This window comes from Methylobacterium sp. CM6246, assembly GCF_054818005.1.
On record NZ_JBTXKY010000003.1, the window covers coordinates 42,260 to 63,930 of the forward strand.

Annotated in this window: 18 protein-coding genes and 5 pseudogenes; 5 read left to right on the forward strand and 18 right to left on the reverse strand. The window is 63.4% G+C overall.

Annotated features, from left to right (window positions below):
* Positions 1-11: 11 nt before the first annotated feature.
* The 6 genes from ACYQPG_RS30330 to ACYQPG_RS30355 form a co-directional block, all read right to left on the reverse strand.
* Positions 12-731 carry a dihydrofolate reductase family protein gene (locus ACYQPG_RS30330; RefSeq protein WP_461232651.1) on the reverse strand — a complete coding sequence of 240 codons (720 nt, stop codon included), beginning with the start codon at positions 729-731 and terminating at the stop codon, positions 12-14.
* A gap of 63 nt (positions 732-794) precedes the next feature.
* Positions 795-971 (reverse strand): hypothetical protein, encoded by a 177-nt coding sequence (locus tag ACYQPG_RS30335; RefSeq protein WP_461232652.1) that lies wholly within the window; start codon positions 969-971, stop codon positions 795-797.
* Between the two features lie 97 nt (positions 972-1,068).
* Positions 1,069-3,288: an aldehyde oxidoreductase molybdenum-binding subunit PaoC gene (gene paoC / locus ACYQPG_RS30340; RefSeq protein WP_461232653.1), complete on the reverse strand. Its 2,220-nt coding sequence runs from the start codon at positions 3,286-3,288 to the stop codon at positions 1,069-1,071.
* 3 nt (positions 3,289-3,291) lie between these two features.
* Complete coding sequence (locus ACYQPG_RS30345; RefSeq protein WP_461232654.1) at positions 3,292-4,242, reverse strand: FAD binding domain-containing protein; 951 nt, start codon at positions 4,240-4,242, stop codon at positions 3,292-3,294.
* Positions 4,239-4,874 (reverse strand): aldehyde dehydrogenase iron-sulfur subunit PaoA, encoded by a 636-nt coding sequence (gene paoA, locus ACYQPG_RS30350; RefSeq protein WP_461232655.1) that lies wholly within the window; start codon positions 4,872-4,874, stop codon positions 4,239-4,241. Before paoA ends, ACYQPG_RS30345 begins: the two co-directional genes overlap by 4 nt.
* 193 nt (positions 4,875-5,067) lie before the next feature.
* On the reverse strand, positions 5,068-6,057 hold the full coding sequence (locus ACYQPG_RS30355) for a Bcr/CflA family efflux MFS transporter (protein WP_461232656.1): 990 nt from the start codon (positions 6,055-6,057) through the stop codon (positions 5,068-5,070).
* Here ACYQPG_RS30355 and ACYQPG_RS30360 point away from each other — a divergent pair.
* Positions 6,038-6,544: pseudogene (locus ACYQPG_RS30360) on the forward strand (LysR substrate-binding domain-containing protein); the annotation flags it as partial. The gene ACYQPG_RS30355 and the pseudogene ACYQPG_RS30360 overlap by 20 nt on opposite strands.
* A gap of 26 nt (positions 6,545-6,570) precedes the next feature.
* On the opposite strand, the gene ACYQPG_RS30365 reads toward ACYQPG_RS30360, so the two are convergent.
* On the reverse strand, positions 6,571-7,842 hold the full coding sequence (locus ACYQPG_RS30365) for a flavin monoamine oxidase family protein (RefSeq protein ID WP_461232657.1): 1,272 nt from the start codon (positions 7,840-7,842) through the stop codon (positions 6,571-6,573).
* A 1,127-nt stretch (positions 7,843-8,969) separates the two neighbouring features.
* On the opposite strand from ACYQPG_RS30365, the gene ACYQPG_RS30370 reads away from it, so the two are divergent.
* Both ACYQPG_RS30370 and ACYQPG_RS30375 read left to right on the forward strand, forming a co-directional pair.
* Entirely contained in the window at positions 8,970-9,230 is a 261-nt protein-coding gene (locus ACYQPG_RS30370; protein WP_461232658.1) for a hypothetical protein, read from the forward strand.
* A gap of 195 nt (positions 9,231-9,425) precedes the next feature.
* A protein-coding gene (locus ACYQPG_RS30375; protein ID WP_461232659.1) for an IS3 family transposase occupies positions 9,426-10,528 on the forward strand; the annotation gives its coding sequence in 2 pieces (ribosomal slippage) (positions 9,426-9,687 and positions 9,687-10,528; 1,104 coding nt in all).
* A 235-nt stretch (positions 10,529-10,763) separates the two neighbouring features.
* On the opposite strand, the gene ACYQPG_RS30380 is transcribed toward ACYQPG_RS30375, so the two are convergent.
* Entirely contained in the window at positions 10,764-12,446 is a 1,683-nt protein-coding gene (locus ACYQPG_RS30380) for an FAD-dependent oxidoreductase (protein WP_461232660.1), read from the reverse strand.
* Between the two features lie 768 nt (positions 12,447-13,214).
* Here ACYQPG_RS30380 and ACYQPG_RS30385 point away from each other — a divergent pair.
* Together ACYQPG_RS30385 and ACYQPG_RS30390 are read left to right on the forward strand one after the other, a co-directional pair.
* Entirely contained in the window at positions 13,215-14,285 is a 1,071-nt protein-coding gene (locus ACYQPG_RS30385; protein WP_461232661.1) for an acyltransferase family protein, read from the forward strand.
* 266 nt (positions 14,286-14,551) lie between these two features.
* Positions 14,552-14,872 (forward strand): annotated as a pseudogene (locus tag ACYQPG_RS30390) (IS701 family transposase); the annotation flags it as partial.
* A 13-nt stretch (positions 14,873-14,885) separates the two neighbouring features.
* On the opposite strand, the pseudogene ACYQPG_RS30395 reads toward ACYQPG_RS30390, so the two are convergent.
* The 10 genes and pseudogenes from ACYQPG_RS30395 to ACYQPG_RS30440 all read right to left on the reverse strand — a co-directional run.
* Positions 14,886-15,005: pseudogene (locus ACYQPG_RS30395) on the reverse strand (IS630 family transposase); the annotation flags it as partial.
* A gap of 122 nt (positions 15,006-15,127) precedes the next feature.
* Positions 15,128-15,469 (reverse strand): annotated as a pseudogene (locus tag ACYQPG_RS30400) (alpha/beta fold hydrolase); the annotation flags it as partial.
* Positions 15,469-15,939: pseudogene (locus tag ACYQPG_RS30405) on the reverse strand (transposase); the annotation flags it as partial. The pseudogenes ACYQPG_RS30400 and ACYQPG_RS30405, both read right to left, overlap by 1 nt.
* Before the next feature lie 265 nt (positions 15,940-16,204).
* Positions 16,205-17,242 carry an IS110 family RNA-guided transposase gene (locus ACYQPG_RS30410; RefSeq protein WP_461232662.1) on the reverse strand — a complete coding sequence of 346 codons (1,038 nt, stop codon included), beginning with the start codon at positions 17,240-17,242 and terminating at the stop codon, positions 16,205-16,207.
* Positions 17,205-18,080 carry an IS256 family transposase gene (locus tag ACYQPG_RS30415; RefSeq protein WP_461232663.1) on the reverse strand — a complete coding sequence of 292 codons (876 nt, stop codon included), beginning with the start codon at positions 18,078-18,080 and terminating at the stop codon, positions 17,205-17,207. Before ACYQPG_RS30415 ends, ACYQPG_RS30410 begins: the two co-directional genes overlap by 38 nt.
* 21 nt (positions 18,081-18,101) lie before the next feature.
* Positions 18,102-18,890, reverse strand: coding sequence for an SDR family oxidoreductase (locus ACYQPG_RS30420; protein WP_461232664.1), 789 nt, complete (start codon positions 18,888-18,890; stop codon positions 18,102-18,104).
* Positions 18,891-18,901: 11 nt separating this feature from the next.
* A complete protein-coding gene (locus tag ACYQPG_RS30425) occupies positions 18,902-19,255 on the reverse strand; it encodes an SDR family NAD(P)-dependent oxidoreductase (RefSeq protein ID WP_461232909.1) in 354 nt (117 codons plus the stop codon).
* Positions 19,256-19,319: 64 nt separating this feature from the next.
* On the reverse strand, positions 19,320-19,640 hold the full coding sequence (locus ACYQPG_RS30430; protein ID WP_461232665.1) for a hypothetical protein: 321 nt from the start codon (positions 19,638-19,640) through the stop codon (positions 19,320-19,322).
* Between the two features lie 189 nt (positions 19,641-19,829).
* A complete protein-coding gene (locus ACYQPG_RS30435) occupies positions 19,830-20,300 on the reverse strand; it encodes a Ros/MucR family transcriptional regulator (RefSeq protein WP_461232666.1) in 471 nt (156 codons plus the stop codon).
* Between the two features lie 161 nt (positions 20,301-20,461).
* Positions 20,462-20,962: a PAS domain-containing protein gene (locus ACYQPG_RS30440; RefSeq protein ID WP_461232667.1), complete on the reverse strand. Its 501-nt coding sequence runs from the start codon at positions 20,960-20,962 to the stop codon at positions 20,462-20,464.
* Positions 20,963-21,671 lie beyond the last annotated feature (709 nt).

The window sequence follows — 21,671 nt, forward strand, 5'->3', positions numbered from 1 at the left end:
GGGGGGGATGCTCAGGCCGCCGGTGCGTCTTCGACCCGGTAGCGTAGCCAGACGACGCCGCCTTCCAGGGTCTCCGTCGAGAGGTGGCGCAGGGACTGGCCGGCGGCCGGCTTCTCATCGATTGCGCCGACGTAATCGAAGATGCTGGGCACCCCCGTCAGGCCATCGATAGCGGGGGTGATGAGCACGCTGATCTCGTCGATCAGGCGAGCCTTAAGGAAGGCCCCGTTGATGGCGCCCCCGCCCTCCAGCAGCAGGGTGCCAACCCCGAAGGTCTCGCCGAGGACGTCCAGGGCATGGGCGAGGTCATGCCCGTCCCGGCCGGCGAAGACGTAGGAGACCCCGTCCTTCCGCAACTCGGCGAGGTACGCGTCCGAGACGCCCTCGCCCAGGATCGCGACGACATGGTCGCCCCCGGCATTGTCCTGCCCGTAGTGAACCTTGCCATGCGGATCGATGGCCACGGCCAGGTCCCGATCCTTGCGGTCGGCCACGTAGGTCTCCCGCGGGAGCACGCCATTGAGCGCTGGTTTGCGTTCCGTCCCCTTGGCCATCTCCGCCATGGTCCTGCGACCGACGATCCAGCCCTGGGCGCCGAGGCGCGCCGCGACCTCCTCGTAGTGGCGATGCGGCAGACCGGTGTCGATGCCCGCGGCGGGAGGGGTCCACCGGCTGAGATGCAGGCGCCCGTCGATGGAGCTGATCATGTGACAGATGATTTTTGGACGCATGGGGATTCCTGACAGTGTCCGCGCAGATCGGTCCGGGGCCACATCGAGCCGGCGAAAGATCGGCTAGAGCGTCGAGTAGTGGGCATGCTCCCGCCACTTGGCGGCGGCGCTGTTCGGGTTTCTGCCCTCCCACTGGAGGAACTTGCCCTTGTTGGTGCCGCTCACCCTCAAGACGGACTTGGATTGCTGCTCCAAAGCGAGTTCGAACGTCTCCCCGCGGACGACGACGGTCGTGGTCATCCCGCGTCCTCTCCTTTGATGATGGTACCGGGGTACGGTAGCGCCGTGCGCCACTTGCCCCGGTACCGGGCGTCGATAACTTGCTCCATCCGGCCGGTCAGGCCGCGTCCGGCATGCGGGCGATGAGCTTGTCGAGGGTGATCGGATAGTCCCGCACGCGGATGCCGGTGGCGTTGTAGACCGCGTTGGCCACCGCTGCGCCGACGCCGCAGATGCCGAGCTCACCGACGCCCTTAGCCTTCATCGGAGACGATTGCGGATCGACCTCGTCGAGGAAGACCACCTCCTGGTGCGGGATGTCGGCATGGACCGGCACCTCGTAGCCGGCGAGGTCATGGTTGGCGAAGAAACCGCGCTTGGTGTCGACGGCGAGTTCCTCCATCAGCGCCGCGCCGACGCCCATGGTCATCCCGCCGATGACTTGGTTGCGGGCGGACTTCGGGTTGAGAATGCGGCCGGCCGCGCAGACAGCTAGCATTCGCCGGACGCGCACCTCGGCGGTGTCGACGTCCACGCCCACCTCGACGAAGTGACCGGCGAAGGTCGATTGCTGCTGCTTTTTCGAGAGGTCGCCGTATTCGATGGCGTCCTCGGCCACGAGCTCGCCGGCGCTTGCGGCCTGCCCGAGCGGCACGGCGCGGTTACCGGACCGAACCTCGCCGTCGGCGAAGACGGCGTCAGCCGAGTTGATCCCCAGCTTCTGCGCCACGGCCTCGCGAAGCTTCACGCAGGCGGCGTAGACACCGGACGTGGAGTTGTTGGCGCCGAACTGACCACCCGAGCCGGCCGAGACCGGGAAATCGGAATCCCCGAGTCGCACGACGACCTTGTCGAGAGGCACGCCCATCATCTCGGCTGCGGTCTGCGCGATGATGGTGTAGCTGCCGGTGCCGATGTCGGTCATGTCGGTCTCGACCGTGACCGTGCCGTTGCCACCGAGGCGGACGCGGGCGCCTGACTTCATCAGCAGGTTGTTGCGAAAACCTGCGGCCATGCCGACGCCGACGAGCCAGTGGCCGTCCCGGACCTGCCCGGGGGTCGGGTTGCGCTTGGCCCAGCCGAACTTCTCCGCACCGAGCTTGAGGCAGCCGATCAGGTCGCGGTGAGAGAACGGGCGCTCCGGCTTGCCGGGGTCGACCTGGGTATCGTTGCGAACCCGGAACTCGACCGGGTCGAGCCCGAGCTTCTCGGCCATCTCGTCCATGGCCATCTCCAGCGCCATCAGGCCGGGCGCCTCACCCGGGGCACGCATGGAGTTGCCCTCGGGCAGGTCGAGGTGGGCGAGCCTCATCGCGGTGAGGCGGTTGTTACCCGCGTAGAGCAGCTTGGTCTGGTCGACGGCCGTCTCCGGCTTGCCGTCCTGCAGGTTGCCCGAGGTGCTCTCGTGGGCGATGGCCGTGATGTGGCCGTCCTTCGTCGCGCCGATGCGGATATGCTGGATAGTGGCTGGCCGGTGGGTGGTGTTGTTGATGACCAGCGGCCGGGTGAGCGCGAGCTTCACCGGACGCTTGGCCGCCTTCGCCCCCAGGGCGGCGAGCACCGCGTCGGAGCGTACGAACAGCTTACCCCCGAAACCACCGCCGATGTAGGGGCTGTCGATTCGGACGTTTTCCTTGGGGATGCCGAGGATCTTGGCGATGCTCTCATGGGTCCAGGCGATCATCTGGTTCGAGGTCCAGAGGGTCAGCTGGTCGCCCTGCCAGGCCGCGATGGTCGCGTGCGGCTCCATCATGGCGTGGCTTTCGTCGGGCGTGGTGTAGGTCTGGTCGAGCTTGACCGCCGCCTGGGCGAAGGCGCCCTCGAAGTCGCCGTGCCTGTCTTCGGCACCGCCACCGCTTCCCTCGCCGCTGTCGCCGGGAACCGGCTTGGCGCCCTTTGCCTCCGCCGCCAGGTCGAACTTACCGGCCTCCGGCGCGTAGTCTACCTTCACCAGGAAGGCGGCGGCCCGGGCCTGCTCGAAGGTCTCGGCCACGACGACGGCGATGGCCTGATGGTAATGCTGGATCGCATCGCCGCCAAAGAGGCTGGCAACGTTCATCTTGCCCAGGCCGAGCTTGGGCGTCTCAAGGGTGGTGACGATGGCGAGCACGCCAGGGGCCTGCTTGGCGGCCGAAGTGTCGATGCGGCGCACGCGTCCTTTGGCGATGCCGGCCCCGAGCACGTAGCCGTAGGCCTGGTTCGCCACGACATCGTGGCGCTCGTAGGCGTAGGGGGCGGTGCCGGTCGTCTTGAACTTGCCGTCGATCCGGTCGGTGGCCTTCCCCACGACCTTGAGCTGGTCGATGGGGTTCTGGCCGGCGGGGGTGTCGAACTTCATGGCTCAGGCCCTCGCTTGGTTGAGCGCCGCCTTGAGCGTGCGCTCGGCGAGCTTCAGCTTGTAGGCGTTTTCGTGGGTCGGCTTGGCGCCGGCGAAGACGTGGTCGGTCACCGCCTTGGCGCCCTTCGGCAAATCGGCCTCGGCCGCCTCGACCCGCCACGGCTTGTGCGCCACCCCACCAAAGGCGACGTGGCCGGACCCGTCCTTGCCGAGGATGGCAGCGACGGAGACCAGGGCGTAGGCATAGGAGGCGCGGTCGCGGACCTTGCGGTAGATGTGCGTGCCCGCCACCGGCTTAGGCAGCGTCACCGCGGTGATGAGTTCGCCCGGCTTGAGGTTCGTGTCGACGTCTGGGCGGTCGCCCGGCAGGCGGTGGAACTCGGCAATCGGGATCGTCCGGGTACCGCCCTTAGCGTCCACGGTCTCGACCTTTGCGTCGAGCACGCGCATGGCCACCGCCATGTCACCCGGATGGGTGGCGATGCATGCGTCGCTGCCGCCGATGATGGCAAGCTGCCGGGAGACCCCGTCGAGGGCCGAGCAACCGGAGCCGGGCTGACGTTTGTTACAGGCCTGGGCGGTATCGTAGAAGTACGGGCAGCGGGTCCGCTGAAGCAGGTTGCCGGCGGTGGTCGCCTTGTTGCGCAGCTGCCCCGAGGCGCCGGCGAGCAGGGCCCGCGAGAGCACGCCGTAATCCTTCCGGACACGCGCGTCGGCGGCGAGGTCCGTGTTCCGGACCAACGCGCCGATGCGCAGGCCGCCCTCGGAGGTCGCCTCGACCTTGTCGAGGTTCAGGCCGTTGACGTCAACGAGATGGGCCGGGGTCTCGATCTGCAGCTTCATCAGGTCGAGAAGGTTGGTGCCCCCGGCGATGAACTTGGCGTTCGGCGTGCGGGCGACGGCGGCGGCCGCCTCGGCAGGCGAGGTCGGGCGCTCGTAGGTGAAGGATCTCATGCCTGCCTCCCGGCAACTTCGGTCATCGCCTCGACGATGTTGGAATAGGCGCCGCAGCGGCAGATGTTGCCGCTCATGCGCTCGCGGATCTCAGCCTCGGTCACCGTGGTCTGCGCGGTCAGGTCCGCGGTGACGTGGCTCGGGATGCCGGCCTTGATCTCGGCGAGCACCGCGACGCCCGAGCAGATCTGGCCGGGGGTGCAGTAGCCGCACTGGTAGCCGTCGTGCTTGATGAAGGCAGCCTGCATCGGGTGCAGGTTCTCGGGCTGGCCAAGGCCCTCGATGGTGGTGATCTCGGCGCCCTGATGCATGACCGCGAGGGTCAGGCAGGAATTGATGCGCCGGCCGTCGACGATCATCGTGCAGGCACCACACTGCCCGTGGTCGCAGCCCTTCTTGGAGCCGGTCAGATGTAGGTGCTCGCGTGCCGCGTCGAGCAGGCTGGTGCGTGTGTCGAGCTCCAGGTCGCGCTTCCGGCCGTTCACCGTCAGCAACACCTTCGCCAGCACGGGCTGGTCGGTGGCCGCCGTCCCGGCGCGGGCGCCCGAGGGCAACGTGGTCAGGGCCGCGGCGGCGGTTGCCCCGGCGACGAGGTCGCGTCGGCTCATATCGAATGCTCCAGGTCGTCCCATGGCGGTCTCCGATCCTGTTGGGGTGTGCTCGGCCTGAGGCCGAACAGGCAAAGCGGGATGCCCCGGCGGCAGAGACACCCTGGACAAACTCCAAGGTACCGCGCCGGGGTCCCATGATTAGTGGTTCAGATCCGCATAGGGCTATGAGGATCTCTCATGAATGGCGCCGGCCGCCCAAGCCGTGGGACCGGGTTCATCGCTCCACGAGGACGCCGCGCGTGACGAACATGGCGCTGGCGGCGCTGCCGAGGCCGGCGAGGGCGATGACCCAGCCCATCGGCCACGGCGTGCCGTCGGCGAAGACGCCGACCAGCCCGGCTCCGAGAATGCCGCTGCCGTAGTGGATCGCCCCGACCAGGGCCGAGACCGCGCCGGCCCGTCTCGGGAAGCCGTTCAACGCGCCGGCAACCGAGTTGGCCACGATGAAGCCAGTCGCCGCGATGAAGAAGAACAGCGGCACCACCAGTCCGTATAGCCCGCCCCAGCCCGTGGCGGCCGAGAGCGCCAGGGCGACGCCGGACACGGCCGCGCCGGCGGTGCCCCAGACGAGCAGCCGGTCGCCGCCGAACCGGGTCACCAGCCTCGCGTTCAGGAGGTTCATCGCCATGATGCCGACGATGCCGATCCCGAAAAGCAATCCGTAGAACTGCGGCGGAACGTGGTGGTAGGTGATGTAGGCGAACGGCGAGCGGGCGATGTAGGCGTACATCCCGCCATAGAAGAAGCCGCCGGCACCGGCATAGGCGAGCACCCGAGGTTCCCGCAGGAGTTCGCCGTAGCGCGCGAAGGCGCCTGTCAGCGGCTCGCGATTGCGTTGCTCCGGCGGCAGGGTGTCCGGCAACGTGAAGACCGACGCCAGGGTCAATAGGCCGACCCCGACCAGCAACCAGAAGATCGCACGCCAGCCGGCCAGCGCCAGCACCTGCCCGCCGAGGAACGGCCCGAGCAGCGGCGCGACCGCCATGACCGTCATCAGGATGGAGAGCATCTGCGCGGCGCGATAGCCGGCGTAGAGGTCCCGAACCATGGCACGCGCCAGCACGACGCCGCCGCAGGCCCCGACCGCCTGCACAACGCGACATCCGATCATCTGCCCCGCGGTTCCGGATAGGGCGCAGCCGGCCGACCCGATCACGAACAGGATCAGGCCGACCGCCATCACCGACAACGGGCTGACCAACATCGTCACCGAGCGCTACGACGCGGGCGTGCGCCTCGGCGAGCAGGTCGAGAAGGACATGGTGGCGGTGCGCATCGGGCCCGAGATGCGCATGGCGGTAGTAGGCGCACCCGGGTACCTCGCCGGACGGAAGAAGCCGCGCACGCCGCAGGACCTCACCGAGCACCAATGCATCAACCTGCGCCTACCGACGCGCGGCGGCCTCTACGCCTGGGAGTTCGAGAAGGGCGGACGGGAGATCAACGTTCGCGTCGAGGGGCAGGCGGTGTTCAACAGCACCGCCCTGATCCTGGACGCGGCCCTCGGGGGCCTGGGGCTCGCCTACCTGCCGGAGGACAGGGTCGAGGCCTACCTCGACGACGGCCGGCTCAAGCGGGTGCTGGCCGACTGGTGCGCACCGTTCCCCGGCTATCACCTGTACTATCCGAGCCAGCGCCAGCCCGCGGCCGCCTTCGCCCTGCTGGTCGAGGCTCTGCGTCACCGGGGATGAGGTCGCTACCGGGCTGCGCGCGACGCTCAGGAGGCGTGAGCGTCCCGCCGCCCGTGGCCAAGCCTGTCACCTAACGCCGCCATTGCCTCGTCGGCGGCCCTTTGCCCGCTGTCGTGAGCCCCGTGGGCCGTCGTGAAGTCGAAGGGATGCGTCGCCTCGCCCGCGAAGAAGAGGCGGTCCTCGAAAGGCCGGGCCAGCTGGGCCCGCGCACCGGATCGGCCCGGCAGGGCGCAGCTATACGCGCCCCCAATTGAGGCCATCCGGCTCCACGACGTCGCCGCCAGTGGTCGGATCGCCGAAGTCACGTCGCTGCCGAACAGGGAGGCCAACTCCGCCGAGACGAAGGCTAAGCCGGCGGCCGGGCCTTCCTCCTCCACGATGCGGGCGCCATCACCCCCGAGGAACGCTTCGATCACCGGCCACCCGTTCGGGCGTATGGAATAGGCGGCAGCCCTTGAGTCGTGGAGGTTGCCGTAAGCATGCGAGTCCGGCTCGAACGCGGTGTCGCGCCCGATTTCCAGGAAGAGCTTCTCATTGCGGCCGAGCGGCAGGGCGGCGGCCGCCTCGCGCCACGGGTCCACCCCGGAGGGAAGGCGGATCGCGTCGCTGGCCAGGACTGCGGTCGAGACCGTGATGATGGCGGCTCCGGCGCGGACGATGCCGGCGCGGGTGGTGACGGCGATGCCGTCCGCCGTCAGGTCGATCCGCTCGGCGGGGGTGGCGAGGCGCAGCGTCGTCGAGGACGGCAGGCTAGCGGCGACCAGCGTGCCGTAACCCAGCGGCAGGTGCCAGTTCCGACCCGTCGAGGCATCGTCGTAGGCCAGGTAGTCCGTGGCGGAGATCCCCTCGGGCGCGACGCCGCTCATGAACCCGGCGATGGCCCGCACGTAGGCGTTCCAGGTTCCGCCGGGCTCAAGGGCGTCGCTCGCCCGGTCGCTGCCCGCCGCGGCCGAACGGAGCCGCTCCTCCCAGTCGCCGAACGCCCGTTGCGCCGCCTCCTGGGCGTCCTTGTCCTGTGTGATGCCGGGGTGGGCCTTCGTCCAAGGCGGCTCGCCGCGGTCGACCGGGAAGCCCGACGTTTCGGCGATGCCGACCCAGGCATTGCGGTCGCCCGAATGGAGCCATTCGCACCCGAGGTCGAGCGGGTACCCGTCGATGTCCTGCGTGTGTGCACGGCCGCCAAGGCGCGAAGACGCCTCAAGCAGCAGGGCTGATGACCCGTGGACCGCAAGCCGCCGGGCGGCACCGATGCCTGCGGCACCTCCCCCCACGATGATGACGTCGAACGCGCTGCCCATGGGTTAAAGGTGAGGTCGACCGACACAGCTTCCAAGGTTCGTGAGCGCTATGTCCGGGCCTTTTCCCGACCCGGCGCGATGCGGGCGGGTTTCGTGCTCTATCGCGCCTTCCCGGTGGACGTGGAACGCAACAGGGACGACCTCAAGCGGGACGGAAACCTGACGATGCCGGTACTTGCACTCCCCGGTGCGGCCACCGCGTTCGCACCTTTCACCGAAGGAATGATGCGCGAGGTGGCGAAGGATGTGACCTTCCGGAACATCGAACGGGCAACCATTGGGTGCCGGAGGAGAACGCCAAGGCACTCGTCAGCGCCATCACGGATTTCCTGTAGGAAGGCTTATGTCCGCTTACGGGCGACGGAGGCGTCCGGCCGAACGACCATGTTGGGTCGGAGGCGGAACGTCCGCTTGAGGGCGTAGGGCCAGGGTCCGCTGATCGCCCCAAGAGGTCGTTCAGCAGCCCGAACCATCATGTGCGAAAAACGATCGGATATCCGACGCCGCTAAGTTATGCGCTCCGTGCAGGTGCCGCCTCCGCGAGGCGTACCGGGCATGGATGCAACTTGGAATGACTGGTTGGGGTCGAGTTCAGAAGGTCTACTTACGGCTGGCCGTGCATACAAGCCGACGTCGCCCTCACGCCTCGGGTGATCCAGTTCTACCTTGGAGCCTGACCACTTACGGGTGCCCGAATGGTCCGCGGCAGACGCCATACGGGCGACCATCAAGTCAGCGTGTTGTGTCCCATTAGCTCGCTTCGACGAACGCAATGAGCGCCTGCATCAACGACGCGATTGTGGTGACCTACGTCATCCACCGGGCGCCATGATCTCGGTTCGCCATACCGCCTCGGAAGCTTGCTTCGGCGTGCACCCGGCCCGGATGAAGGATGGTCGGCGATGCTATCGCTCGGCGACCGCCATGAGGAATGCCACGGGGTGCCTACGTCAACGTCGTGCCGTGCCCACTCCAGAGCCGGCTCCACGGAAAAGCATTCCCTTATCCATGCCCGGCTTGTGAGTACGCACACCGCGGAACGGTCCTGGAAGCATGGCCGTTTCTCGATGCCGCCGGATGGGTACCCGACCCGGTCCAGTCCACCAATAACCCACGAGGAATCCCCCATGAAGAAATCCCTGATCGCCGCTGCAGCCTTGGCCGCGCTCGGCGCCATCGGCATCGCCGCACCCGCCTCGGCCGCCCCCGGCATGATCGGCGCCGTCGATGCCACCACCAACATCGTCGACGTTCGCATGGACGGCATGCATGGCCACCGCGGCCACATGATGCGTCACCACCACCACCGCGGCCACATGATGCGTCACCATCATCACCGCGGTCACATGATGCGCCACGGCCATGGTCATCGCCATCACCGCATGTGATCCCATGGGGCCCTTCGGGGCCCCTCTTGATTTTGCGCTGACCTAAAGCAGGCTTCGGCATGGTATTTCCGGAACGATCCGCGAAATCTCGCCCCGAGCCGATCTGGCCGTTTCAACTGACCCTGAACCATCAAACTGGTCCGCGCTGAGCGCAAGTTTTTCGGGCATCCTGAACCCTGAAGGAGGGTGGATGCCATGCCTCGCAAGCGCTTTACGAACGAACAGATCGCCTTCGCCCTTCGGCAGGCGGAGAACGGCGCGACGGTGGACGAGGTCTGCCGGAAGATGGGTGTGTCCGAGCCGACGTTCTACCGCTGGAAGAAGCAGTTCGTCGGCATGGGCGTGCCGGAGATCCGGCGGCTGAAGCAGCTGGAGGACGAGAACAGCAAGCTCAAACAATTGGTGGCCGACCTGACGCTGGACCGCGCGATGTTGCAGGATGTCCTGAAGCGAAAGTGGTAAGGCCCGGCGCTCGCCGTGAAGTCGCCGGCCACCTGCAGGTGGCCTACGGCATCAGCGAGCGTCGGGCCTGCCGGGCCACCGGTTTTGGCCGCTCGTCCCAGCGTTACAGGAAGCGCTCTGACCCGCAGGTTGCGCTGCGGATGCGGCTGAAGGAACTCGCTGCCGCGCGGGTGCGCTACGGCTACCGAAGGCTGCATATCCTACTGCGACGGGAGGGCTGGGAGGTGAACCACAAGCGCACCTACCGGATCTATCGCGACGAGGGACTGTCGATCCGGTCCAAGCTGCCCAAACGCAAACGAGCCTGGCGCTACCGGCAAGGGCAGCCGGCGATCGGTGGGCCCAACGAGGTCTGGGCCATGGACTTTATGTCTGATCGCATCTTCGACGGACGTCCGTTCCGGATCTTGACGGTCGTCGATTGCCATACGCGAGAGGCGCTCTCACTCACGCCGAGAGCCAACTTCCGCGCCTTCCAGGTGACCGAGGCCCTGGACGCACTGGTGAAGCTCCGCGGTCGTCCAAAGAGCCTACAGGTGGACAATGGACCGGAGTTCGCCGGGCGCATGCTCGACCAGTGGGCGTACCTGAACGGGGTCGAGATCGACTTCTCACGACCGGGCAAACCGACAGACAACGCCTACATCGAGTCGTTCAACGGCCGCCTACGGGCGGAATGTCTGAACGCCTCGTGGTTCCTGTCGCTGGCCGATGCCCGCGAGCGCATCGAGAACTGGAGGTGCCACTACAACGAAGATCGCCCCCATACGGCCCTGGGCGGCTTGACGCCCCGAGCCTTCGCCAACCAAGCTGTCACAGCTCGAAAACTTGCATAGGCCGTGGACCACAAACGGGGTCAACTCCACAGGCTCAAAAGCCATACCAAAGGGCGGACCACTTCAATGGGGGCAGGCCAATCAAGCGTCGTCGCAGATCTACCGATAATACTGGTGGCATCTCGAGACCCTCGAAAAAGCCGAAATAAAACCAAATACGCAGAAAGCTTTCTACATTCAAATTTCTTGATTGCCTGAACTGGGTCTGCAAATACTGAAAGGAAATCATATTATACTACACTAAAGCTCTGGATCGATTTACAGTCCCCTTCAAAGCGATCGTACCAGCTCCCGTATCACCAATCTCGGCGGGCAGACCCGACAAGAGCGCATGAAGATGATGCGATAAACGCACCGCGAACGCGACAGCTGGCAACGTGGGGTTTGCTTGACCAGAGCTGCGAAAGATTGAACTCCCGGCTACATATAGATTTCCGACGTCGAAAACTTTGCCGTTGGCATCGACGACACCATCTAATCTGTTGCTTCCCATCCGATTAAGCCCTATTTGATGGTACCCGTCTTTTGCCTGAGACGCAATAAATTCTTCGCACTGATTGGGATCAACGAGATATTCAAGGCGCCCTATACCGCTGCAGCGCAACCAATTGTCGAGCTCCTGATGAGCGGTAATCACGGAAATGTAATCGCGTTTTTTGAAGTGAAAATTCGTATCCAGCATTCGTACGCCATTCCTGTCTCTTGATGCTGCGAGGCAAACGCAGCTCTCCGCGTTTGCGAGCTGCTCGGCATGGTACCGAAGAAGATAAGTATTGGTCTGATTCGAGGCCAGGAATTGTGATTGGAACATCGTCATAATGTGGCGGTTGCTCAATCGGCGCACCGTCCCGCCGACGGCAGAAACAGGAAACGCCAGAATATTTCGAATATGATCGCTGATCGTGGCTGCGTTCAAGTTCTCGGGGCGTGTTCGGCGACGAATCGTGCGGCTTGCCAAGTAACGCACCGAGCATGCAGGATCGCCCCACACAAGGCGACTATTATCGCTGCCGTTTGGCCATAACACTATGTTTTGAAGACCAAGAGAGCGTTGCAGACTTGAGCTTGGCTGAAAGCGATTCCGTACGAGTGTGCCGTTGTGCGTGCGACGGAACGTATATTGTTCGGCTAGCGCCTTGTTTGCGAAAGCGATCTCCGCAATTTCGCCAGCGACATGACCCATGTAGTAGCGTCCAAGCGGGCCGGAGCGACCACCGAATAGGACAGGAAAATCTGCCTGAAGGTTCAGGAGTAGACGCGTGCAACCCCGCCCGCCCGCGGCGAGCACAAAAAAGTCCGCTGTGATGCTCCGATGATGATCCCCGGATACAATCGTCAGAGATTGAACTCGGTCGGTGACACTGCAAAAATTTATCTCTGTTACCTCGCAATTCACAAGTACTTCAAGGTATTTACAGATTCTAAGGTGCTGAGAGTTCACAATCGCCGTATTCCGCTCCCGTGCCCAAGTCTCGACCGAGAGATTGAATGCAGATTTGATTTCTGATTTAACCTCACTCTCCTCTAGATCACTGCTCAGCAAGCGTCGTGCCCGCGGGTAATAGGACTTGAGGTCGGCGTGAGAAATCGGCCAACCGTCGGCATCAGCGAAGTCACGGCGTTCAAAATCAATATCGTCGAACTCAACGCAGCGGCCACCCCAACGGCTAGAGGTACCTCCGAGACCGCGCCCTACCGTTTCGGAGTCTGGACTGTGCTGGACGCTTTGGGCTTCAGCAATGAGCGCGCCGTTCGTTCGCGCTTGCGGTCGGGCTCGGGCATCCCCGGCTTCCAACAAGATCGTCCTTATCCCGCGGGAGCTCAATTCCACGGCGGTCGCGATTCCGACCGGCCCCGCGCCAACGATGCACACGCTGAACGAACCATTTTGAGGTAGTGCTGATGGGTGAACGCTCATGAGAGCTTCCTTGATGGATCAGCGCTGTGCTTGCGTGCAGCAGAGTGTCTTGTTCGACAATTGTACTACTGGCCGTCAACGAGCCGGAGCTCACAGTGTCATGCCAACAATCGACGAAGCCAACAGGATGATAGAAGGAGAGATTTTGGAATATTTTTTGTCTGCCTCGGCGCAGATAGGAGCAAGAGCAACCCGATTTCGGCGTTTTACGGATCTCGATTCAGAAATCACGCGACCACTAAGATCGAAAGATACCAAAAAGTATTATAAGCGTGCCACTTACGTGTGACCTGTTGAGTGGGCCGGGTCACGTGCGACGCGCGACGACATGCAATGGGTCAGGTCGACGACAAACTAAAAATCAGCGTGATTATGCTGCTACGGCCGCAATCGAACTCCTTAGATTCGGAGGGCTTTCGAAAAAGCCATCTATTAAATGAGAATTTGAGAAACTATTAGCTCGACAGAGTGTCTAATCTGACTAAAAATCTAACATCGCTGCCTATGTTATCGATTTTCCGAAGGGCGAAATATTTTCGGTATTTCCGCGGGATTGTAATCTATGATTTCGCCGTTTGCGACACGGTCGATAATTTTTCAGTCACGCGCTTTCGGTGGGGGGATTGGTGTCGCTCTCTTCATCTACGAATGAGAAAGACAGGATGCCCGGTTTGGGGAGTGTGGTTGGTTTGCTTACTCCTCTTTGGGAGGTTTTACACGGCGCAAATCCGTACGGAGTTGCCCGAGCGGTTCCAGAGGGCAGCCCTCATGAAGCGGTGTCTCGCGTTCTCAGAGCTGCAGGCTCCGGTCAGCGGACAGGCATCCGACGCAGGAGTTTCACGCCTGCCTGCTTTGCAGGTACTGCGCGGTCTGGCTGCCATCTTGGTCGTGCTTTTCAGCATCGGAAGCAGTTTCGCAGAAACTAGCCAGCAGAACGTCAATCCCTTCGCTATTGGCGCCATCGCGGTCGATATTTTCTTCGTAATGAGCGGCTTCGTGATTGCATATTCTATGCGATCGGAAAACACGATGCTGCATTTTTTAGTATGCAGATTGGCTCGGGTGGCGCCGCTGTATTGGTTTCTAACGACAGTAATAGTCTGCATTTCAATTTTTTCGGCTCAATTGTCCGGTGGTGCTACGCCGAATTCAGAACATATTCTGCGATCTTATCTAATAATTCCATATCGGCGGGACGACGGTCGCATGCAACCATTGTTCGGTCTAGCCTGGACACTTTGTTATGAAGTGTATTTCTACATACTATTCAGTCTGTGCTTATGTACTGGCCGCCTCGCTCCATGGGTTGCGTGCCTGCTCCTGGCCATCAATGTTTTGGCGGGTCAGGTCTGGTCCAGTAAATTTGTACTTTGGCAGTTCTACACAGATCCGATCATCGCGGAATTCGCTTTTGGGATTCTGTTGTCGCGGCTCTACATCTGGCAAAAAGGCTTCGTCAGAGCTGACGCATTCTCATCTACCATGCTCGCATTTGGTGCTTTCGTCCTGTACCGGTCGGATCCAGGGCTTCCACACGTCGTACATCACGGCTTGGTCGCCGCGCTCATTGTGTCAGCGTTTTTATGGCTACCGCCCATCCGAGGCCGCTGGGTCGCTTGCCTCGTCGTGCTTGGAGACGCCTCATACGCACTCTACCTGAGCCATCCGTTCCTCCTCCGAGCAGCTATCAAAATATCACCGCCGCATCTCAGCGATGATCTCTTCTCCTTAAGCACGGCGCCAACATTAGTCTTCGCTCTGGCCATTGCTTTGCTTATGCATCAGATCGTTGAGCGGCCAGCCCAGGCCTTCCTGCTCCGCTATCTGGGCCGACCGTAGAATAAATGATAAATCGGGGCATACGCAGCTACAATTTTGCCGACGATTTTGATAAATTTTGGGGCACGCCTAACCTCTTCTTCCGCCACTTTGATCCCTGTCTACGTTTTTTTTGCCGGCACGATTAGACTGAGGATTGCGGGCCCGGCAGGATTTGCTCGACGGAATCAAGACCCCAACGAGCGTGCTACGGTATGTGTGCACAACTGTTGAGATATTAGCATTGCATTTGCATTTTCTGCGAGGTTCTGAATCTCTGCGTGACCATGATTCGCGCGCCATGGACATCGGGGACCTCGATCAAGGCGACGTTGGAGTTGTGGGCCTCGTCGCGGCGGGAAGTGAAGGGACGCTTGCGCCCGCCGTTTACGCAGGAGCGGGTCGCGGCCTCGGCCGGGGCATTCCTGGACGGGCTGCTCGGCGCGGAGCGGCGCAAGACGGGTCGGATGCGGGCGGAAGCCGCGGGCTATCCCGGGCCCTGGCGTCAGCAAGCGGTGCTCGGTCGCGGACGCTGGGATGCGGATGCTCTGCGCGACGTGGTGCGGGATTATGCCCTGGAGACCCTGGCTGACCCGGACGCGGTTCTAGAGCGCGGCCCAATCAGTTTGAAGCACAAGCGTCGTCCTCGTAGCCGACAGCTGTGAAGTAGGTGCGGCATTCTTCGGGCGAGAAGCACATGAAGGCTTTGTGGATCGCCGCCCAGAGATCGCTGACTGTGCGGGTCGGGAGAAGTCCCGGACGTAGTGCTCGATGGCGTCGAGACCGATGGCCCCGATGTCGAAGGCGAGGTCCTGGTAGAAGCGCTCCAGGTAGAGCTGCTCCCGACCTGCGGTGAGCAATTCGGGCACGTCCGGCGCACGGTGGAACTGGAAGTGCCAGAGGCGGTCGGTATCGCCTAGTGCCGTGTCGTAGGCGTCGGTGCCGGGAAGCGGCGCCTCCATCACGACGAGTCGCTCGGTTCGGTCTGGGAAGCGTCTGGCGAAGGCGTAGGCGACCATCATGCCGATGTCGTGCCCGACCATCGTCACCGGGCCGGTGAGCCCGAGGTGGTCGTAGAGGAGGGCGTGGAGGTCACCCGCCATCGTGTGCTTGTCGTAGCCCCCCGGAGGCTTCGAGGAGCCGCCGGCGCCGCGGTAGTCCGGGGGACTGTCAGGAATTTCGTGTGCGGGCGGCGTGTTGAACATCAGGCCGCCATGGCCCGGGTGAAGCGCTCGCCGAAGATGACGGCGAACTGCGCCTTGGCCATGACCCACTCACGCGGGCCCATCTTCCACGCCTTCTCGGAGCGGTTCAAGACCAGGTAGAGCAGCTTCAGCGCGGCCTCGTCGGTCGGGAAGTGGCCCCGGGTGCGCACAGCCCGGCGCAGCGTGGCGTTCAGGGCCTCGATGGCGTTCGTGGTGTACAGGATTCGCCGGACCTCGCCCGGGAACGCTGAGAGAGGGATGACTTCGCCCCAGGCCCGTCGCCAACTCTGAGCGATGGCCGGGTACTTCCGGCCCCACTCACCTTCCTCGAAGGCCGCCAAGGCCGCCTCGCCAGCTGTGGCATCGAGCGCGCGGTAGATGTCCTTCAGCGCGGCCGCCACGAGCTTGCGGTCCTTGTAGGAGACAAAGTCGAGGCTGTGGCGCAGCAGGTGAACGATGCATATGTGGACGGTCTCCCGCTTACAAGACATTCAGGCAGATTGGGACTGATCGCTTGCCTTCATATGTCCGGCCTTTGAGGTGCGATCGCGATTGATCGCTGGCCAAGATGGTTTCCGCTACTCAGGGTCCAAACAAGTCTGCGGCATTTAAGTGCCATTGCATCGTATGGTTCGCCGTGAGCCCGGATCGATCAAATCCATCTACCGTGGTCTTGCAAGTTCGCTTCCAGCCCAGCAGCACCTGTCCTATGTGCTTTGGGCGGATTTCATTACATTATGCCGTCACGGGTTGATTGGTGCTGCGCGAGTGGTACCGCTCTCCCGAGACCATCAATTTCCACGCGATGCGGGCAATTTTGTTGGCGACGGCCACGGCAACCAGTTTGGGCGGCTTCCGCTTCAGCATATCCAGGAGCCAGGGGCTCCCATGCTTGCTACGTCCGGCGCGAGCATGCCGTAACAGCGCCGTAGCGCCTGCGACGAGCACGCTTCTTAAGGCCTCGTCGCCGGCTCGCGTGATCTTCCCGGTTCGCGTTTTGCCGCCTGTCGAGTGATCTTTTGGTGTGAGCCCTATCCAGGCTGCGAACTGCCGCGCTGATGCGAACAGCTCGGGAGCGGGCGACTTCATGGTGAGAAGCGAAGCGCCGATCGGGCCGACACCTGGTATTCCAGCTAAACGGCGCGCGCGTTCGTCCGCGCGGTGCCACTGGGCGAGTTGCGCTTCGGTCTCGGCGATCTCTTCTTCCAATTGCCGATAGATTTTTCCCTGCGTTGCGAACAGCGTCCGGGCAAGCGCAGGGACGGAGCGATCCAGAGCGATCCGGTCGAGAAGTTGTTCGACCCTGCAGATGCCCTTCGCGGCTATGAGCCCGAACTCGGCTGCGTAGCCGCGGATGGAATTTGCCACCTGCGTTCGCATTTGGATCAGACGTTCGCGTACACCGATCAGCATCAACGCTGCCTGCTGTTGTGGCGTCTTTATCGGTACGAACCTCATCGTTGGCCGGCTCATCGCCTCACAAATGGCCTCCGCATCCGCAGCATCGTTCTTTCCGCGCTTCACATAAGGTTTGACCAATTGCGGCGCGATCAGTTTGACCTCATGGCCATAAGAGGTCAGCAGCCGTGCCAAGTTGTGGGACGCCCCACAGGCCTCGAGCGCGACGCTGGTCGGCGGCAGCCTCTCGAAGAACATCAGCATGTCCGCTCGCCGCAACTGCCTGCGAAGCACCGGCTTCTCGGCGGCGTCTACCCCGTGAAGCTGAAAGACGTGCTTAGACGTGTCGATCCCAATCCGGATAGGCTTTTCCACGGACGGTCTCCTTCATCTGGTTTTCAACAACCTCATCGTGGCACATCCTGATGCCGTTGAGAGACCGTCCACACCAACAGGTCTGGACCAGCGCCTCGGGGAACACCGCCCGGATCGCATCGGGGAAGCCCTTCAGGCCATCGACCACGGCCAGGAGCACGTCCTCGACGCCGCGGTTCCTGAGCTCGTTCATGACCCGCAACCAGAACTTGGCGCCCTCGTTCTGCTCCAGCCACAGGCCGAGGATCTCCTTGGATCCGTCGGCGCGCACGCCGAGCGCGATATGGACCGCCTTGTTCCGGACCACACCCTCATCGCGCACCTTGATCCGCAGGGCGTCGAAGAACACGATCGGATAGACCGGCTCCAGCGGCCGGGCCTGCCAGGCGGCGACCTCCTCCAGCACCGCGTCGGTCACTGCGCTGATCAGGTCGGGCGAGACCTCGATCCCGTAGAGCTCGCGCAGGTGCCCGACGATCTCCCGGGTGCTCATGCCGCGGGCGTACATCGACACGATCTTGTCGTCGAAGCCGGGAAAGCGGCGCTGATACCGGGCGATCAGTTGCGGATCGAACGTCGCCTGCCGGTCGCGCGGGATCGCCAGCTCGATCCGGCCAGTCTCGGTCGTGACTGTCTTGCGGCCATAGCCGTTGCGCGTGTTGCCAGCATCCTCGCCCGCCAGATGGTGGTCCATCTCGGCATTGAGCGCTCGCTCGGCCAGGGCTTTCTTCAGCTCGTTCAGCAGGCCGTCGGCCTCGAAGGCCGTCTTCGGATCGGCCCCGGCCAGAAGCTGATCCAGGAGCGTGTCAGGAATACGGGGTGCTTTGCGTCGTGCCATCGGGAACCTCCATCGGATCCACTATGGCCGCCCGCACACGAAATTCCTGACAGTCCCGTAGTCCGGCACGATCACGCGCACGCCCTGGCGGACGAGGAGTGGAAGTACTCGACGCCAGGCATAGGACGTCTCCGGGTAGGCCACCGCGTCGGCGACGACCTCGGGTGGGATCGCACCCTCGTTGAGGGCCTGGGCTGCCTTCCGTCCCTTGGCGTTCGAGACCTTGTCCGCCCAGCCCGTGTCGATCACGCCCGGGCTCACCATCGAGACCTGGATACCGCTCCCGACGCCGACCTCCTGGCGAAGGCTTTCCGTGATGCCCCAGATGAAGAACTTGGTCGCGCCGTACACCCCGGCCCCGTCGCCGACATGAATGCCGGCGACGGGGCTCATGTTCAGGATGCGGCCGGACTTGCGCTCCAGCATGGAGGGCAGCACCGCCGCGATGGCGTGAAGGTAGCCCCGCAGGTTCGTGTCGATCATCCTGTCCCAGTCATCGACCGCTGTGTCCTTCCACTCGGAAAAGAGCATCAGCCCGGCGTTGTTCACCAGGATGTCGACCGGGCCGTAGGTCTTCTCCGCGAGTCCGACGAGTGCCTTCAGGTCGTCCGGGTCGGTGACATCGGTGACCCGATGGGTCGCCGTGCCGCCGGCCTCCGTGATGTCCGAGACGAGGTCCTTCAGCTTGTCCTCGTTGCGGGCGGCCAGGACGACCCGGGCCCCCGAGGCCGCAAGCCGCTTGGCGATGGCTGCGCCGATACCGGAGGAGGCTCCGGTGACGATGGTCACCGCGTTGATGAGGTTGATCATGGTGCTGGTCCTCAACCCTGCAGACGGGTGAGCTTGGCGTGGCGCGCCGCCTTCTCCGGCTCCGGCGTCCGACGGTTGTCGACGACTTGCTGCTTGGTCTCCGCATCGCCGCCGACGACGTGGTCGACGTCGTTCATCAAGGCCTCGAAGCCCTGCCGGGCAACCTCGGTCTTGTCGTTCTTCTTGCCGCCGTCGATGGCGCTAGTGCCCATGCCGGCGTTCTTGTGGAACTGGCTGTCCGTGGCGCCGGGAAGCAGGGCCGTCACCGTGACGCCGGTCTCGCGAAGCTCCTCCCGCAGGCTCTCGGCGAACATGAAGCCGAATGCCTTCGAGGGGCCATACACGGTCTCGTAGGGCGTCGGCAGAGTGGCCGAGACCCATCATGTGGCAGATGACGTATGGCCTCATGCGACTATCCAGGGGCATATCTCAGACGCCCTCGGTCCAGCGGTGGGCGGGCCTGAAGCCCAGGACGCGCTTGGCCTTCTCGTTGGAGAGGATCACCTCATTGCCGACGAATGCCTTGCGCCGCTCGGCCTGCGGGTAGTGGCGGTCGAGGAGTTCCGAGGTGGGCGTGCGCATCACCGTCTCATCGTTGGTAATGAGGAATGCGTCCTTGCCGCGAGCCTCGTACCGGATCGCGCTTTCGATGGCCTGGGCGGCGTCGCGGTTATCACGCCGCCAGGAGTCCCCCGCATGCGGAACACTCTGCTGGCCCTGTTGGCCGTTATCGCCGTCATGACCGCCCACGCCGTCTACCGGTTGCTACGGCTGCCCTTCCGGCTCCTACGGGGCCTATTCCGACACAGTGCCGAGCCAGCGCGGGTCACGGCGCGCTAACCAGACCCTGGCAATCTACGGGGACGCAGGTGAGATAGACGACCTCCCCCGTCAGCCCGTGATCAGATCGGGCGACGGGGCCGAGCCGGCCCGGCGGCTTCAGGATCTGGCGGCCTTGCGGCGGCCCTTCGAAGCGGCTTCATCCATAGCGCCTGGGCGGCCGAGGCCGACAGCCCTGGCGAGAGCGGAGCGCTGCGCGGCGTAGCTCGGGGCCACCATCGGGTAGTCAGCGGGCAGGCCATAGCGGTCGCGATAGCTGCGCGGGTCGAGCCCGTGGCTGCTCAGGTGGCGCTTGAGTGTCTTGTAGCTTTTACCGTCGATGAAGCTGACGATGCCGTCGTCCCGGACTGACTTGCGGATCTGAGCCGCGGTCAGCTTCTCGGCGTCGTCGGCCTTGGTGGTTGCGCTGGACCCAGCACCGGAGACCAACCCGATCCCCGCACTGTGCACAGTCTGGATCAGCTTCGGAAGCTCAGATGAGGGAACTGGGTTGTTCGAGACATACGCGGCAACAAGTTCACCAGCGAGTTCGGCATAGTTTGGGCCACGCCCAACGTTTTCGTCCGCCACTTTAATCCCTGCTTACGTCTAGTCGCTCAAGCGATCATACCGAGGATCGCAGGCACAACAGGATTTACTCGACGAAATCAAGACCCCATCGAGTGAGAGCTCCGGGGCACATGTGCACATCTGCCGGGATATTGGCACGTCCGCCGATACGCATCGTGCGGTCAGTTCATGGATTGCCGCCGCTCCTGAACCTCCTGCTGGGCCAGCCTACGTCCCAGCGTCAGCAGGAGCGCATTTACCTGGGCCTTCAGCGTTGGGTCCTTCAACTCGGTGATCAATTGCTGCGCGTCCATAACGAGGTCGGCGACCCGCTCCAGGGATGGCAAGAAAGGATCGGGCGCATCGGCCGTGGAGGTAAGCCTGCCAGTCCGGGACCGCGTGATATCGACGATGATACCGCGCCCTCGCACAGGTCGCCCCGCTGAGTCGCGGATGATGTAGCCACGGTCGAGTACCCACCGCATGACACCATCGGCTGAGAGCACTCGGTACTCTGCAACGAAGGGGCTATCCTCGTCGATGCAGCGACGGATCAGGGCGTGGACGTGCTCCCGGTCGTCTGGATGCATGCCGTCGATGTAGGCCGATAGGGGAAGCCCCACGCTGGCCTCCCCCGGCTCGACGTTGAACAGCAATGCTACGAACGTATCGGCGCGAACCAAGTCCGAGGTAATATCCCAATCCCATGATCCAGCTACCTCTAAAGTATCAAGCGCCCGTTGAAACGCCGTTGGGCAAGTTCTACCATCAAGGAGCTTGAGCTTCGGCACCACAACCCCTGCCATCGTCGTAAAACTGAATTATTTTCTATAGTCTTGTTTGAATGCGCTGCACAAATTGGCAGACGAAGCGGCGCCATCAACTATAAAGTGTACCCCCTACCGATTCGATTGCAACCTATGCTAGGAACATTTCCGAGAGGCGTTTCACGCCCCCGTGGGGGGAAAAGCGATGGGCCAGAGGATACCGCCCCCGTTCGCGTCCGTGGAGGACGAGGCATGGGAAGACATCGATGCCCCCGGTTCGCCGCCATCGCCACCTCGGGGGACGAGGCGGCTTGTAGGGCGCATCGCCGATGCACTGGGGGTGTCATCAGAGGTGCTGTATGAAGTACCGAACCGAGAAGGCCCACCGACAGCGCCAGTCGCAGGCGTGACGGCCACAGTTGTCCAACTCGACGGTGATTGCGCAGCGATGCTAAACGCCTACCGCCGCATTCGCGACCCGGAGATGCGCCGCCGCCTTCTGATCCTTGCGCAAGAAGCGGGGGAGCCGATCTGAACCGCAGCGACGGCTGCGATCTCCTCACCAATCTGAGCAGTGGCGCCGCTCTAACCCATGTTGAGATTAACCCCGCTTCTGGCCGCATGG

What these genes read in the sequence shown, in the direction of transcription:
- ACYQPG_RS30335 (WP_461232652.1), bottom strand. Translation starts at nt 971, where the DNA reads ATGACCACGACCGTCGTCGTCCGCGGGGAGACGTTCGAACTCGCTTTG.
- ACYQPG_RS30365 (WP_461232657.1), bottom strand. Translation starts at nt 7,842, where the DNA reads ATGGGCAGCGCGTTCGACGTCATCATCGTGGGGGGAGGTGCCGCAGGC.
- ACYQPG_RS30355 (WP_461232656.1), bottom strand. Translation starts at nt 6,057, where the DNA reads ATGTTGGTCAGCCCGTTGTCGGTGATGGCGGTCGGCCTGATCCTGTTC.
- ACYQPG_RS30420 (WP_461232664.1), bottom strand. Translation starts at nt 18,890, where the DNA reads ATGATCAACCTCATCAACGCGGTGACCATCGTCACCGGAGCCTCCTCC.
- ACYQPG_RS30385 (WP_461232661.1), top strand. Translation starts at nt 13,215, where the DNA reads ATGAAGCGGTGTCTCGCGTTCTCAGAGCTGCAGGCTCCGGTCAGCGGA.
- ACYQPG_RS30330 (WP_461232651.1), bottom strand. Translation starts at nt 731, where the DNA reads ATGCGTCCAAAAATCATCTGTCACATGATCAGCTCCATCGACGGGCGC.
- ACYQPG_RS30380 (WP_461232660.1), bottom strand. Translation starts at nt 12,446, where the DNA reads ATGAGCGTTCACCCATCAGCACTACCTCAAAATGGTTCGTTCAGCGTG.
- ACYQPG_RS30370 (WP_461232658.1), top strand. Translation starts at nt 8,970, where the DNA reads ATGAAGAAATCCCTGATCGCCGCTGCAGCCTTGGCCGCGCTCGGCGCC.
- ACYQPG_RS30415 (WP_461232663.1), bottom strand. Translation starts at nt 18,080, where the DNA reads ATGGCACGACGCAAAGCACCCCGTATTCCTGACACGCTCCTGGATCAG.
- paoC (WP_461232653.1), bottom strand. Translation starts at nt 3,288, where the DNA reads ATGAAGTTCGACACCCCCGCCGGCCAGAACCCCATCGACCAGCTCAAG.
- paoA (WP_461232655.1), bottom strand. Translation starts at nt 4,874, where the DNA reads ATGGGACGACCTGGAGCATTCGATATGAGCCGACGCGACCTCGTCGCC.
- ACYQPG_RS30345 (WP_461232654.1), bottom strand. Translation starts at nt 4,242, where the DNA reads ATGAGATCCTTCACCTACGAGCGCCCGACCTCGCCTGCCGAGGCGGCC.